Consider the following 11887-nt stretch of genomic DNA (forward strand, 5'->3'; position numbering starts at 1 on the left):
GCAGGACGCAATTGCATTAACCTGCGAGAGGAAAAACCTATGGATTCCACGATGGCAACGGATCGCTTCGCAAATTCCATGTCCTCGGCGCTTCGCCATCCCGGCGTGATCGCGTTGATTGTGGCCGCGGTGACGATTGCTGCGATGCTCATCGTCGATCACGGACCATGGAATCGGGCCAAGACGCAGCCTGCTCACGTCGCGATGTATGCGACCACTGGCGAGGCCGCACGCGCCGCAGGTGCCAAAATTCTCCCGACCGAACCGAAATCACCGATCGAGCCGGCGCGGCCGGGGCCAAAGACGTCCCCGACCGTCAATCCAGTGACGCCGTAAGACGTCTAGTTCTTGCGACCGTAGTTGAGCAATCCGCCGCTGGTCTTGGGCGGATGCGCGCGAAGGGCTTCCTCGTTCGGATCGGTGCCCCAGCCGGGTCGGTCCGGAATGACCAGATGGCCGTTCTGAATATCCGGCTCATGCGTGAACAGCTCGCGGTCCCACGCCAGGCGATCGATGTCGATCTCCATGATGCGCAGGTTCGGCACGGCGGCGCAGAAATGCGCGTTCATCATCGAACAGAGATGGCCGTAGAAATTATGCGGGGCAACGTTGACTTCGAACGCGTCCGCAGCGGCCGCAATCTTCATCGACTGCCAGACGCCGTTCCAGGGCGTGTCGATGATCGCGACGTCCATGGCCTGCTCGCGGAAATAGGGCAGGAATTCGCGCAAGCCCAATAGCGTCTCGCAGGACGAGATCGGATGCGGGCTTTGCCTGCGGATGTAACCGAGCGCTTCCGGATTGAAACTGTCGATCTCGATCCAGAACATGTCGAGGTCGGCGATGGTGCGCAGGATCTCCAGATAGCCCTCGGTCTTGGCGTTGAAGTTGCAATCAAGCAGGATGTCGACGTCGGGGCCTGCCCCGTCGCGGATCGCCTCCAGATGCATGCGCAGGTCGCGCAGGATTTTGCGATCGACGTTGATCTCGGGGGCGAAGGGCGAGCCGAAACCCGGTCGCCAACCGGTTGGCTTGCCGTCGTCGTAGGAGAAGATGTTGGTCTTGAGCGCGGTGAACTTCTTCTCGAGCACCTCGCGTCCCATTGCCTTGACGCCGTCGAGGTTCTCGATCGGCGGCTTGTACCAGGACGGGTGATTGATCCGCCACGTTGCGCAATGCGACCAATAGACCCTGACACGGTCGCGGATCTTGCCACCGAGCAGTTCGTAGCAGGGCACGCCGAGACATTTCGCCTTGGCATCGAGCAGCGCATTCTCGATCGCGCCGAGCGCCTGCGCCACCACGCCGCCGGCGGCGGGACGTGTGGCCGCGAACAGCTCGGCGTAGATGCGCTCGTGCCGGAAAACGTTCTGCCCGACGACGCGGGCGGACAGGCGCTGGATCGCAGCACCGACGCCGGGTGAGCCAAAACCCTCGTCGAACTCGCTCCAGCCGACGACGCCGTCTTCGGTCGTCAGCTTGACGAAATGGTAGTTTCTCCAGCCGGCATCGCAGGCGAGGATTTCGAGGCTTGTTGCTTTCGACGATCTGGTCATGTCGCTCCCTGTCGCCCGGCGGCGCTTTTTTTCTTTGGCCGGCTCGCAAGCCCGGCTCCAGCCACAATTGTTAGGCTAACGGTCCTGCGCAGTGAAGCCCGGCGAGGGGCGCCTGGAAGGCCCTTCCCGCCATTCTAAGGGAAAATCCGGTGGGGACAGCCATGATCTTTCCCGGGGTTGTCCTGAAAAGGGACCATGCTTTGACGTTTTTGGCCGCAATCGGGATCGACCCTCCGGCCATGAAATTTCTGGCTGTGATTTCGATCCTGGCGCTGCTCACGATGAGTGGAGCCGCCATTTCCGATCAGTTTCTGACAGCCGATCAGCACGCTAACGCACGGGGTGGAATAGCGCGGCGGGCAGAGAGGCTTTTTGTCTTGGGGGAGACAGCGACGCTTTCGATCGACCAATTCCTGCGCTTCATCAGCGTGCCGGCCCTCTTCGCGGCCTTCATCATCGCCTCGCAGATATCGGCAGCCTTGTCGCACGGGTAGCTAGTCAGCCGATCAATGACGAGCCGAGCAGGGCGAGCACGGCCAGCGCCATCAGCGCGGTGCCGAGCCAGCCCAGCGCGACGAGCCATGACCGGCCCTTGAAGCGACCCATGATCGTCTTGCTCGAGACGATCAGCATCATCATGGCCATGATCGGAACGGCGACGACGCCGTTGAGCACGGCGCTCCAGACCAGCATGTGGATCGAGTCGATGCCGGTGAACCCTAGACCGAAGCCGATGATGGTGGCGGCGGCGATGATGGTGTAGAAGCCGACCGCCTCGTCGGGCTTCGCCTCCAGCGTCGCGCGCCAGCCGAAGATCTCCGCCACGCCGTAAGCGGCCGAGCCCGCCAGCACCGGAATTGCGAGCAGGCCGGTGCCGATGATGCCGATCGCGAACAGGGCGAAGGTGAAGTCGCCGGCGAGCGGCCGCAGCGCTTCGGCGGCCTCCGTCGCCGAATTGATGTTGGTGACGCCATTCGCGTGCAGCACCGACGCGGTGGTGAGGATAATGAAGAAGGCGATGCCGTTGGAGAGCAGCATGCCGGAGATGGTGTCGGCCCGGATGCGCGCCAGCTCCGGACTGCCGCCGTGCTTCAGCTCGCGCAGCGGCTTGTCGCGCCTGCCCTGGTTCATCTCCTCGATCTCCTGCGAGGCCTGCCAGAAGAACAAATACGGGCTGATCGTGGTGCCGAGCACGGCGACGACCATCATGAAATAATCGGCGCTGACATTTGTCTTCGGCCACACCGCCGCGAGCAGCGCCGTGCTCCACGGGATCTTGACGGTGAAGGCGGTCGCGACATAGGCGAACAGCGCCAAGGTGAGAAATTTCAGCACCGGCGAATAGCGCCGATAGGGCAGGAACACCTGCAGCAGGGTCGAGCCCGCCGCGAAGATCAGCGCGTGCTCGTGGTTGAGGCCGCCGATCACGAGCGAGAGCGCCTCAGCCATCGCGGCGATGTCGGCGGCGATGTTGAAGGTGTTGGCGGCGACGAGCATGGCGACGAGCGACAGCACCGCCCAGCGCGGCGCGATCTGCATGACGTTGGCGGCTAGCCCCTTCCCGGTGACGCGGCCGATCCGGGCGCTGACGAGCTGGATGGCGATCATGAACGGCGTGGTCAGAAATACCGTCCAGAGCAGTCCGCAACCGAATTGCGCGCCGGCCTGCGAATAGGTGGCGATGCCGGACGGATCGTCGTCCGCCGCCCCGGTGACGAGACCCGGCCCCAGCCTCTGCAACAGCGACGGCGCGGATTTCGTGGGGGTGAGGGCATTGTCGGTCATGGCAGGAGGGGTCTCGGTCGGGGCGCGTCCTTCACAAATCCTAATCCGGGAACAAGGTTCCCGGGCGAGGGTGAGCGGACGCCTTGCTCGTTTCTGATAAAGCGAATCTCCGTTTGACTCGTCGGGCAAAACACCTGTATAAGTGCATCATCGAAGAATACCCAGTGCAGCCTTTGCGCGCGTCCCGGGCGCGACCGGCCCGCCATGGCCGGCCGTCGCGCAGTCCGCAACCCGCGCACGGACACCGGCGAGACGTTTGTCCCCCTGAGCGCGTGCGGTCGGGACTATTTGACGCTGACGAACATGCCCCAGGCGCCGGCCAGCGCTGCGCCGGAAAAGACGATCAGCGGGTTGTCGCAGAACGCGCCACCATACGTGCACATGGTGACGCCGAACGAGCCGATCTCGTGATGGCTCGCGGAGTAGAACAGTCCCGACAGCACCAGCAACGCGGCGGCGACGACATACATCGACGATCTCTCCGAGCTATCCCCGTTGCGTTTGTCGCAAGGGATGTGTCCCAGCATGGCGCCAACCCGTTGCGTCCTGCCGAATCCGCCCTGCCGCATTTGAACTAAAGTCGATCTTTCCCGCGCAATGCTGTCGTCGTCAGCTGCGATCCCTGCGCAATCGGGACGTGTGATCGGAACCGGAACATCTGCGCGGGAACTCCTGGACGCGCTCTTGATTAATGAGCAGGAACAGTTGGACCAACTGAGGGGAGTGGCCCATGGGAGCCGAGCGGATGCACCCTCCGCGGTACTGGCGGATGCGGGCGGAAGAATTCCGCACCAAGGCGGACAATTGCGAATATCCCGAGACGCGGGACGTGCTGCGCAAGGTGGCGCAAAATTACGACGAGCTGGCCCGCCGCGCTGCGCGCATCTGCACGCTCGAGAGCCTGGACGAACTGCGGCGGGGGGGGGACCCGCCAACACCAAGCCGGCTTGATCGTTCAGGACAAGCCCGCTTGATCGTTCAGGACGAATTCGACGACCAGCACGCGCGACCATGGGGCGTCTAGGCCCTCGCTTCCATGAGAAGCGCCCCCTGCGTGATTGGAACGAATGTCCACTTTGGCACTTAGGAACTCAGTCCTCCAACGAGGAATGAGATGAGCAGTGAACAGCAAGCAGGCCCGGCAACGAGGCCGGATCATTACAAGCCGAGGCCGGCTTGCCCCAAATGCGAGAGGGATACGCGCTGCCTGACTTCGATCTTCGATGTGAGGCGCGATTGCTCGATCCTGATCTATCGGTGCGACGCGTGCCGGGAGGACGTCTGGATTTGAGCGAGCGCCGTCGTCGGCGCATCTCCGCGACGCCCATCGCGGATCTCATAGCAGCATCGCATAGCAACTTCGCCTGTTTCGCTCGCTTGTCGCCTGCATCGACCACGCAGGCGAGACAGCTTCCGACCATGCAATCACGCGACCCATTGTTGAAGAAGTGGACAGCGGAAGAGCACGAGCGGCTGAAGGCGTTGGCCGAAGCCGGCTCGCGGCCGGACGAGATCGCCGGCGAGCTTGGTCGCAGCGAAGCCGCCGTGAGAGTGCGCGCCTGGCAGCACGGCATCGCGTTGCGCCTCGCCACGCAGAAGCGCGGACCCTGAAGACCGGCTGGGTCGAAAGCCCGCAGGCGGGCATCCCGCCGTGTGTTCACTTCTGAGCGGTCCTCAATCGTATCTCGACGTACTCTGCGAATGGGCAGCAACACGGGAGCTTGTCATGCTCACCCGCGAGGAATTCGAGGCGGATCTCGACCGGCAGAAATTGCACCAGCTCGATGCAAGGCAAACGACACGACAATTGCTGCGCCGTTCGCGGGAGCAGATTGCGGCATCGATCTCACTGCTTCAGCAAAACGTTCCGAAGATCTGGCACCCTGAACCTCCAGAACGATAGAAACCTCCTGCTCTGTCCCGCGTTTGCGCGCATGACGGATCAAGACACCAGGCAGCGGCCGATTTGTGCTGCGTGCAACAGACCCATGACATTCATCGACGCGGTGGCTTCACCGGATGGCGCGATCGCCATCTTCCGGTGCTCCCAGTGCAACAAGCTGTCCTGGGAGACGCCCAGGCGAAACCAAAACCAAAACCAAAACCGAAACTGAGGCGTCAAAAAGAAACGGCCCCAGCCCGGGGGGCGAGCTGAGGCCGTGGGGGGCGCCGGTCGTGCATCCGGACCGACGCGCGAATAACTTTTTGATCCCAAAAGCTGTTCCTATTCAGGCGACCATGGACATGGTGCGCCGCGACGAAACACGCCTGAAACGGTGCTGAAACCAGATTGTCTCGAACGCCCCGCCCGTTGCGCCCGACCAACCAAGCGAAAAGGAGATCATCATGATCCAGGTCGGAAGCCACGCCGGTATCCAGGTCGGTTCGAAGGAAGAAGTCGCGTTTTTGCTGGCGCTGTTCGGCACCCACACCCATCCGGTGAAGCGGCAGGCGAAATCGCGGCAGGCGTGAGGCGCTGATCCCATGCCAGGTTTGGCCGAATGCCAGAGCCTCTTGCGGCTTCTGATCGCAAGGGGCGACCCGAAGGCCATCCCGCTCGCGACAGGCGCGATCGACCAATACCTGAACACGGCGCCGGTCTGCATGCGCGGCCGCGGCCTGCGCGTGCTCCAGCGCGACGCGCTCGACCAGCATGGCACTGCGGTCGGCGTGCAGCGCTCGTTCGCCGAAACGGTGGATGCCTACATCGTTGGGAAGCTTGCGGAGGAGTGAGGGGGCCGCGTCGTTTCGCCCTCGCTTCGCTCCCTGACGAAAAACCGGGCGTGAGCGCGGCAAGCTGCTCCCGCGCCGCGCTGGCAGAGGGACGTCGGAGTTCCCGGAACCTATTGATTCCAACAGATTTTTCCGCTGCCCCGGAAACCCTTTGTCCGCTTCGGACCTATTACGGGCAAAGGATGCTGCAATGCCCCGATATTATTTCGACCTGCGCGACGACACCGGTGTAGCGCTCGACGAGGAAGGGCTTGAGCTGGCCAGCTCGCGCGCCGTTCAGGCAGAGGCCGCCAAGTCGGTCGCGGACATGGCGCGCGACGCCATCGTTTCCGCGCCTGCCGCGGGCGGCAGGCAGTCGATGGCGATCGACGTTCGCGATGCCAGGGGTCCCGTGATGCAGGTCAATTTCTCGTTCGCGATCGAGACCTTCAGGACGCCCTCGACATCACGCGATCATTGACGCGTGAGAACTCCCGGCGGGGATGACTCGGCCTCGAGCACGGCGATCTTGCGGCCGAGCTGCCAGACCTCGACCTTGCCGTGCCGCGTGAACTGCTGCGCGAAGGTGAGGGCGATCGCATCCGACGCGGCCTCGAACGCTTCGGCGGAGCGGAACACGCCGTTGTCGCCGACGAGATAAGCGCGATATTGCTGGGTCATGTCGGCGGCCTCAGCCCGGGAGAATGCAGCCAGGCGGAAATGTGCATGGCGGTCTCGTCCTGCCGCGCCCGGCGCAGCAGCATCTCGCGGCGGCGCCCCGGCGCGATCGTACGCGCCTCCTCGCGAAGCCGCGCGGCCTCCTCGGCGAGCCGTTCGGTGAGTGTCGTCGTCTGCTTGAAGCGTCGGCGTGTCGGCATGCACATCTCCCTCGTTCGTCCGGGGCGGGAGCGCTGGTTGGGCGTTCTCATCACCGGCAGATGCCAATTGCCTTGCGGTGATGGATAAAGCTTACGCCCCTCGTCTGAGGCGGCGACATATCATATGATAGGTCGCCGGATTAAATTGCGTGAGCGGGTTCAGTGGCTTGAGCGGGTTACTCAACTTGAGGCAATGTTCACTTTTGGACAGAGCGAGTGCCGAATAAAGCCCCGATATTAGGAATCAACTGTAGCAGCGGCTAATGCGTCTTCCTTATCGATGCCGCGCGCCACGATCTTCAAGCTCGCATCCGGCAGCGGCCGTTGCAGCGCCTTGGCTTCATCCCACGGCGCCCTCAGCCAAACCTCTCGCTCCTCCGGTGTGGTCAAGATCGCCGGCATGGCCTTCGGATGGATCGGCTCCACGACCGCGTTCGGCGTCGTCGTAAGGAAGCCGTACACCTGATGCGGTCCGGGGATTGGCTTCGACTTGGTGCCGCGATCGCCATTGAAGGTCGTCCAGATCCCGGCGAACGCGAAGAGCGGCCGAGCGTCCGCGAGCGCGAACCACACGATGTCTTTCTTTTTCGTCTCCGGGTTGGGCTCCGGCGCGTATTCGGCAAAGCTGTTGACCGGGACGAGACAGCGATGCTCCGGCTTGAGCCACGCGCGCCAGTGCGGCGACGAGGTGTTGCGAATGTTCGTCACGGGCGGGCCGCCGGTGCGGGGCGGGGGCGGCATGCCCCAGCGCATCAGCACCATCTCTCGCTCGCCGGCCGCGTCGCGAATGACTGGCGCGGGGTAATCCGGAAATACGCCGGGCATCGGCGCCAGATTGCCTTCATAGCGGCGGACGACTCGGAAGAGGTCGGCTATCGCGGCCTGGTTGGTGGTGATCGAATAGAGATTGCAGATGTGGACGGCCCCCCACTTGTCAGGATTGTAGCAGACTTCCGACCAGATCGCTTGCTATCAGATGTCCGGCCTGTTTGCGCGGACAAAGTCCGCTGGCCGAGATGGTGTTCGCTACGCACGCTCCAAGCACATGGGCGACACTCGTGGTGCCAGTGTAATCTTCGGAAGCTCGCGCGTATCGACCGATCGGTCCTTCCATCTACTGCGTCCTGCAAGTTCGTGGGCAATCCGCCGAGCAACCTCGCTCGCGGTCCGATTTCAGTTCAAGTCGGCATGGCTGCTACCGGCTGGTTGTACACGCCGCCCGATATCATCAAGCGCCAAGCGATGCGGGCAAACTTGTTGGCCAATGCCACCGCAACCAATTTCGGCGGCTTTCGCTCCAGCAATGAGGCGAGCCATGGTGTGGGCTTATGACGACCCTTGCGGATATGCCTCAGCAGCGCGGTGGCCCCGACAATCAACGTCGATCGCAGTACAGAATCTCCAGCCTTTGTAATGCCGCCGAGTCTTTGCCGGCCGCCGGTTGAATGATCCTTGGGTGTCAGTCCGAGCCATGCCGCAAAGTCGCGACCCGATCTGAACGTCTCGGGCGGTGGTGCCTTCATGCTGAGCATCGACGACCCAATCGGACCGATGCCGGGAATTGTCGCAATACGCCTGCTGATGTCATCATTGCGATGCCACTTCATCAGCTTGGCCTCGATCTTCGCCAGGCGGGCTTCAACCGCAGCATACTCGTCTGCCTGAAAGCGGAAGAGATCCCGCGCCATTTCCGGCAGGCTATCGTCTTCCAGCACACGTTTGATGAGTGCGGCTACGTTCTGCCGGCCGGCGGGGCCGACGATACCAAACTCAGCGGCATAGCTTCTGAAAGCATTGGAGAGCTGAGACTTCACGCTGACCAGGCGTTCTCGCACGGTCATCAACATGCAAGCCGCTTGCCGTTCCTTCGATTTCACCGGTACGAACCGCATGCTGGGCCGGGTAACCGCCTCGCACAGCGCCTCGGCGTCGGCCGCGTCGTTCTTGCCGCGCTTCACGTAAGCCTTCACGTATTGAGGAGGGATCAGCTTTACCTCGTGCCCGAAAGATTGGAGCAGGCGCCCCCAATGGTGCGAGCTGCCGCAAGACTCTATGGCGACGAGAACCGGCGGAAGCCGCTCGAAGTAACGGATCATCTCGGCTCGCCGAAATTGGCGCCGGACAACCACTACCTCATTTTCATCAACACCGTGAAGCTGGAACACCGACTTCGAGGTATCCATGCCGATACGAACGGGAATATTCATTAGACTTTCCTCTCATCTTTCTGTGACGCCGAGAGCGCCATCAAACCGTGGGGATGAGAGGCCGTCCACACCAGCACATATGTTGATGATCCTTAGCGCTCGCCGGGGCACCAGTAAGATGCCGGATTCTCCGCCGAAATTTTCGTTGGTCTTAATGCAACGAGTGCGCTTCGCTTATACGGATAGCGCCGCACTTCCGAACAGTCCTTGCATCGCATGTAGCGCTCAAGTTCATGCACCGGCGTCGACTTGGCACGACGGACGATATCGAGCGCCACGGTCTAGTTGGTGTCGCATCCAAGGCATCGCACTTCGAGGTATAGGAAGCCCGCGTTGATGGCATCCCCGATCGTCGGCGATGGCTGCGCGGGGCCCTTATAGCCAAGCATCCGATAGTTCCACGCCGCGCAAGCAAGCTTGTCGGCCTCCTTGCGCGCCTCTTTGGCGCGTTCGGCCGATATCTTGATTTGAGTGCCGTAGAGATGTTGGGGCGACTTGGTGGTCATGGGCGATCAAAGCCATGTGCCGGCCAAGCTGCAAATTATCGATGGGTAGTAGGCGAAAAACTGGACGAACCACTGCCTATCGTGGCTGTGGAAAACCTCCGGCGGCCTCAGTGCTGCGTCGGCTCTTCCTCGACCGGTTCGCCGTGTTGGTGCTCAAGCGCTTCGCCGAGGTCACGGCAGTCGAAGCGTTCGCCGCAGGTCGGGCAAGTCATGAAGTGATCTTCCTCGCTCCTGGGCTGCCAACCCTCTGTGCGGAATTTGGCTCTCATAGTGCGCTCCCGGCCCATATCCACCATCGATCAAATGCATCCATCACAGATCCTCTCTCAAGCCCTTAAAGAAGGGGTGCCGGACCTTCCCCTCCGCCGATTTGGCGCGATACTCGATTTCCGCAAGCAGCTTCGGTTCGACCCAGATGCCCTTGTGCGAAATGCGCTTGGCGTAAGGCTGCGTCTTGCGAATGAGCGGCTTCAATCGTTTTTGGAGTTCTGCGGCAGATGTCTTGTCGAATCCGTGGTCGACCTTGCCCGCATAAATCAGATCATCTCCCTTATGGCGCCCGAGATATATGCCGTCCCATTTGCCTTCATCGAGTGCGAAGCCGGCGATGGTTAGTGTCTCCCGTTGCGCGCAAGTCGTCTTGACCCAGTTATTGCCGCGGCCGCTGTTGTAGGTGCTGTCGCGAACCTTGGAGACCACGCCCTCCAGCCCGATCTTGCAGGCGTGCGCGAACATCTCGCGTCCTTCGATCTCGAAGCTCTCACTAAGCTGCACGTCGGTGCCGGAGATAATCTTCTTCAGCTCGGCCTTGCGCTGAAACAGCGGCAGGCCGCGAAGGTCTCGCCCATTCAGATAAAGCAGGTCGAATGCCACGAGCGCGATCTTGGACGATGTGCCTTTCAGCTCGTTTTGAAGGAGGGAAAAATCGGTGCTGCCATCGGCCGCAGGAACGACAACCTCGCCATCGATGACCGCCGATCCCGCCTTGATGTGCCAGCCGTCATCGGCGACTTTCTTGAAGCGTTTGGTCCAGTCGTGGCCGCGACGGGTGTAGACGGTGACAGCCTCGTTGGCCAAATGAAGCTGCACCCGATAGCCATCGAACTTGATTTCATGAATCCACCGCTCTCCGGATGGCACGCGGTCCACCGCCGATGCCAAGGCCGGTTCGATGAAGCCAGGGAAGGGCGCTTTCACCCCGATCGTCCCCGGCCTACGCTGACGCTGCAACGCCACTGACAAACTCCACGCAACGAACACGTGGATTCGAATCTTTGTGGCCGGATTCGTTCCGCTGATCGGCGCGACCTTGATGGGCGTGGGAACCGTGTGAATCCTCTTGCGTTTCACAGATGCAAGGAGAGCAACATGGCTAAAGCCAAGAAGCAGACCGCTCGCGGTCGCAAGCAGGACCGCGCGCGCGTGGCGGGCAGACAGAAATACGAAGTCAGCTACGAGGCGAAGAAGACGGGCCGCTCGGCTTCTGCCGTGAAGAAGGCGGTGAAGAAGGTGGGCAGCAGCCGGAAGAAGGTGGAGCGCAAGCTGGGCCGCTGATAATTTTTAGCCCATGGATTCGTGGCGAGCCGGTCGCGTGAGCGACCGGTTTTTGCGTTGATTGCTGCGCCATTAAGAATCTCCTCAACTCAGGAGCTCCGGCGCTTGCAGAGGGATTGTTCGGTGCTGGCTCGTCGCCGAGCTGGCGGGAGCGGCCCCGGCCATACCCTCAGCCCCCCTGCAAGCCGGGGCCGTCTCTCCGCCACCGCGTAGTTTTGGAGTAAGCGTATGCGTTCATCGCCCTCGATTGTCCCGGCCGATCGCCTCGACCGGGACATCTATTTGGTGCTTGAGGATTTCGGTGCGCGTGCCGGTTGCGCCTGGCGCGAGACCGATGAGCAGGACACCGACCGCGACACCGTCATTCGCGACTTGCTCTCCGGCCAATACACCTATCCCGTCCGGATCGTGGCCTTCAATGCGATCGAGGGCCACGCGCGCGATGCGACCAGCGAGATCGCGGATGCGCTGGCAGAACCTGCCGCTGAGAACGCGGAGATCACGCCGGCCCCACAGGCCTTCGTTGAAGCGAATGCCACGCGGCCATTTGGACTTCAACTGGCACTCCCCTTGCGCGGTGCGGCGTAAGGTTCCGGATATTCCGAAGGCGGAGCCGTTGGGCCAAGGGCATGTCTGCTGTTGGTGGTATACCGGTATATTGTTCAATCGCACAGGCGTAACGTAACGAA

Annotated in this window: 19 protein-coding genes and 1 pseudogene; 10 read left to right on the forward strand and 10 right to left on the reverse strand. The window is 62.0% G+C overall.

Annotated elements, in window-relative coordinates:
- Nucleotides 1–39 precede the first annotated feature (39 nt).
- Nucleotides 40–336: a hypothetical protein gene (locus AC0L3K_RS09400; protein ID WP_007601505.1), complete on the forward strand. Its 297-nt coding sequence runs from the start codon at nt 40–42 to the stop codon at nt 334–336.
- 5 nt (nt 337–341) lie between these two features.
- On the opposite strand, the gene AC0L3K_RS09405 is transcribed toward AC0L3K_RS09400, so the two are convergent.
- A complete protein-coding gene (locus tag AC0L3K_RS09405) occupies nt 342–1556 on the reverse strand; it encodes a mandelate racemase/muconate lactonizing enzyme family protein (protein WP_473365797.1) in 1215 nt (404 codons plus the stop codon).
- Nucleotides 1557–1717: 161 nt separating this feature from the next.
- On the opposite strand from AC0L3K_RS09405, the gene AC0L3K_RS09410 reads away from it, so the two are divergent.
- Nucleotides 1718–2050, forward strand: coding sequence for a hypothetical protein (locus tag AC0L3K_RS09410; RefSeq protein ID WP_473365798.1), 333 nt, complete (start codon nt 1718–1720; stop codon nt 2048–2050).
- A gap of 4 nt (nt 2051–2054) precedes the next feature.
- Here the strand turns inward: AC0L3K_RS09410 and AC0L3K_RS09415 are convergent, their stop codons facing one another.
- Nucleotides 2055–3341, reverse strand: a complete 1287-nt coding sequence (locus AC0L3K_RS09415; protein WP_473365799.1) for an NRAMP family divalent metal transporter — start codon at nt 3339–3341, stop codon at nt 2055–2057.
- Between the two features lie 284 nt (nt 3342–3625).
- Nucleotides 3626–3811: a hypothetical protein gene (locus tag AC0L3K_RS09420; protein WP_007601510.1), complete on the reverse strand. Its 186-nt coding sequence runs from the start codon at nt 3809–3811 to the stop codon at nt 3626–3628.
- 275 nt (nt 3812–4086) lie between these two features.
- Here AC0L3K_RS09420 and AC0L3K_RS09425 point away from each other — a divergent pair, with 275 nt between their 5' ends.
- The 6 genes from AC0L3K_RS09425 (at nt 4087) to AC0L3K_RS09450 (ending at nt 6534) form a co-directional block, all read left to right on the forward strand.
- Nucleotides 4087–4365, forward strand: coding sequence for a hypothetical protein (locus AC0L3K_RS09425; RefSeq protein WP_473365800.1), 279 nt, complete (start codon nt 4087–4089; stop codon nt 4363–4365).
- Nucleotides 4366–4760: 395 nt separating this feature from the next.
- Entirely contained in the window at nt 4761–4952 is a 192-nt protein-coding gene (locus AC0L3K_RS09430) for an SANT/Myb-like DNA-binding domain-containing protein (RefSeq protein WP_473365801.1), read from the forward strand.
- Nucleotides 4953–5067: 115 nt separating this feature from the next.
- The gene (locus tag AC0L3K_RS09435; protein WP_007601513.1) at nt 5068–5244 is read left to right on the forward strand and encodes a hypothetical protein; all 177 of its coding nucleotides are present in this window, start codon (nt 5068–5070) and stop codon (nt 5242–5244) included.
- A gap of 443 nt (nt 5245–5687) precedes the next feature.
- The gene (locus AC0L3K_RS09440; RefSeq protein ID WP_473365802.1) at nt 5688–5813 is read left to right on the forward strand and encodes a hypothetical protein; all 126 of its coding nucleotides are present in this window, start codon (nt 5688–5690) and stop codon (nt 5811–5813) included.
- A 12-nt stretch (nt 5814–5825) separates the two neighbouring features.
- Nucleotides 5826–6074, forward strand: a complete 249-nt coding sequence (locus AC0L3K_RS09445) for a hypothetical protein (RefSeq protein ID WP_085350655.1) — start codon at nt 5826–5828, stop codon at nt 6072–6074.
- Between the two features lie 190 nt (nt 6075–6264).
- Nucleotides 6265–6534 carry a DUF6894 family protein gene (locus AC0L3K_RS09450; RefSeq protein WP_007601531.1) on the forward strand — a complete coding sequence of 90 codons (270 nt, stop codon included), beginning with the start codon at nt 6265–6267 and terminating at the stop codon, nt 6532–6534.
- Here the strand turns inward: AC0L3K_RS09450 and AC0L3K_RS09455 are convergent.
- The 7 genes and pseudogenes from AC0L3K_RS09455 to ligD form a co-directional block, all read right to left on the reverse strand.
- The gene (locus AC0L3K_RS09455; protein ID WP_007601533.1) at nt 6528–6734 is read right to left on the reverse strand and encodes a hypothetical protein; all 207 of its coding nucleotides are present in this window, start codon (nt 6732–6734) and stop codon (nt 6528–6530) included. The genes AC0L3K_RS09450 and AC0L3K_RS09455 overlap by 7 nt on opposite strands.
- Nucleotides 6731–6931 (reverse strand): hypothetical protein, encoded by a 201-nt coding sequence (locus tag AC0L3K_RS09460; RefSeq protein ID WP_007601535.1) that lies wholly within the window; start codon nt 6929–6931, stop codon nt 6731–6733. The genes AC0L3K_RS09455 and AC0L3K_RS09460 overlap by 4 nt, the downstream gene beginning before the upstream one ends.
- A 237-nt stretch (nt 6932–7168) precedes the next feature.
- On the reverse strand, nt 7169–7846 hold the full coding sequence (locus AC0L3K_RS09465) for an SOS response-associated peptidase (protein WP_473365914.1): 678 nt from the start codon (nt 7844–7846) through the stop codon (nt 7169–7171).
- A 263-nt stretch (nt 7847–8109) separates the two neighbouring features.
- The gene (locus tag AC0L3K_RS09470) at nt 8110–9138 is read right to left on the reverse strand and encodes an IS110 family RNA-guided transposase (RefSeq protein ID WP_063994885.1); all 1029 of its coding nucleotides are present in this window, start codon (nt 9136–9138) and stop codon (nt 8110–8112) included.
- A gap of 92 nt (nt 9139–9230) precedes the next feature.
- A pseudogene (locus AC0L3K_RS09475) lies at nt 9231–9644 on the reverse strand (hypothetical protein).
- Between the two features lie 107 nt (nt 9645–9751).
- Nucleotides 9752–9913 (reverse strand): hypothetical protein, encoded by a 162-nt coding sequence (locus AC0L3K_RS09480; protein ID WP_473365803.1) that lies wholly within the window; start codon nt 9911–9913, stop codon nt 9752–9754.
- Between the two features lie 43 nt (nt 9914–9956).
- A complete protein-coding gene (gene ligD, locus AC0L3K_RS09485; protein WP_473365804.1) occupies nt 9957–10880 on the reverse strand; it encodes a non-homologous end-joining DNA ligase in 924 nt (307 codons plus the stop codon).
- Nucleotides 10881–11012: 132 nt separating this feature from the next.
- Between ligD and AC0L3K_RS09490 the strand changes: the two genes are divergently transcribed.
- Together AC0L3K_RS09490 and AC0L3K_RS09495 are read left to right on the forward strand one after the other, a co-directional pair.
- Nucleotides 11013–11198 carry a DUF3606 domain-containing protein gene (locus tag AC0L3K_RS09490; protein ID WP_473365805.1) on the forward strand — a complete coding sequence of 62 codons (186 nt, stop codon included), beginning with the start codon at nt 11013–11015 and terminating at the stop codon, nt 11196–11198.
- Nucleotides 11199–11426: 228 nt separating this feature from the next.
- Nucleotides 11427–11786 carry a hypothetical protein gene (locus AC0L3K_RS09495; RefSeq protein WP_473365806.1) on the forward strand — a complete coding sequence of 120 codons (360 nt, stop codon included), beginning with the start codon at nt 11427–11429 and terminating at the stop codon, nt 11784–11786.
- The last annotated feature ends 101 nt before the right edge of the window (nt 11787–11887 follow it).

It is taken from the genome of Bradyrhizobium sp. MI1.10, assembly GCF_055811035.1.

What these genes read in the sequence shown, in the direction of transcription:
- AC0L3K_RS09400 (WP_007601505.1), top strand. Translation starts at nt 40, where the DNA reads ATGGATTCCACGATGGCAACGGATCGCTTCGCAAATTCCATGTCCTCG.
- AC0L3K_RS09460 (WP_007601535.1), bottom strand. Translation starts at nt 6,931, where the DNA reads ATGCCGACACGCCGACGCTTCAAGCAGACGACGACACTCACCGAACGG.
- AC0L3K_RS09430 (WP_473365801.1), top strand. Translation starts at nt 4,761, where the DNA reads ATGCAATCACGCGACCCATTGTTGAAGAAGTGGACAGCGGAAGAGCAC.
- AC0L3K_RS09435 (WP_007601513.1), top strand. Translation starts at nt 5,068, where the DNA reads ATGCTCACCCGCGAGGAATTCGAGGCGGATCTCGACCGGCAGAAATTG.
- AC0L3K_RS09420 (WP_007601510.1), bottom strand. Translation starts at nt 3,811, where the DNA reads ATGTATGTCGTCGCCGCCGCGTTGCTGGTGCTGTCGGGACTGTTCTAC.
- AC0L3K_RS09490 (WP_473365805.1), top strand. Translation starts at nt 11,013, where the DNA reads ATGGCTAAAGCCAAGAAGCAGACCGCTCGCGGTCGCAAGCAGGACCGC.
- AC0L3K_RS09410 (WP_473365798.1), top strand. Translation starts at nt 1,718, where the DNA reads ATGATCTTTCCCGGGGTTGTCCTGAAAAGGGACCATGCTTTGACGTTT.
- AC0L3K_RS09450 (WP_007601531.1), top strand. Translation starts at nt 6,265, where the DNA reads ATGCCCCGATATTATTTCGACCTGCGCGACGACACCGGTGTAGCGCTC.
- AC0L3K_RS09455 (WP_007601533.1), bottom strand. Translation starts at nt 6,734, where the DNA reads ATGACCCAGCAATATCGCGCTTATCTCGTCGGCGACAACGGCGTGTTC.
- AC0L3K_RS09480 (WP_473365803.1), bottom strand. Translation starts at nt 9,913, where the DNA reads ATGAGAGCCAAATTCCGCACAGAGGGTTGGCAGCCCAGGAGCGAGGAA.
- AC0L3K_RS09415 (WP_473365799.1), bottom strand. Translation starts at nt 3,341, where the DNA reads ATGACCGACAATGCCCTCACCCCCACGAAATCCGCGCCGTCGCTGTTG.
- AC0L3K_RS09425 (WP_473365800.1), top strand. Translation starts at nt 4,087, where the DNA reads ATGCACCCTCCGCGGTACTGGCGGATGCGGGCGGAAGAATTCCGCACC.
- AC0L3K_RS09445 (WP_085350655.1), top strand. Translation starts at nt 5,826, where the DNA reads ATGCCAGGTTTGGCCGAATGCCAGAGCCTCTTGCGGCTTCTGATCGCA.
- AC0L3K_RS09440 (WP_473365802.1), top strand. Translation starts at nt 5,688, where the DNA reads ATGATCCAGGTCGGAAGCCACGCCGGTATCCAGGTCGGTTCGAAGGAA.
- AC0L3K_RS09470 (WP_063994885.1), bottom strand. Translation starts at nt 9,138, where the DNA reads ATGAATATTCCCGTTCGTATCGGCATGGATACCTCGAAGTCGGTGTTC.
- AC0L3K_RS09495 (WP_473365806.1), top strand. Translation starts at nt 11,427, where the DNA reads ATGCGTTCATCGCCCTCGATTGTCCCGGCCGATCGCCTCGACCGGGAC.
- AC0L3K_RS09405 (WP_473365797.1), bottom strand. Translation starts at nt 1,556, where the DNA reads ATGACCAGATCGTCGAAAGCAACAAGCCTCGAAATCCTCGCCTGCGAT.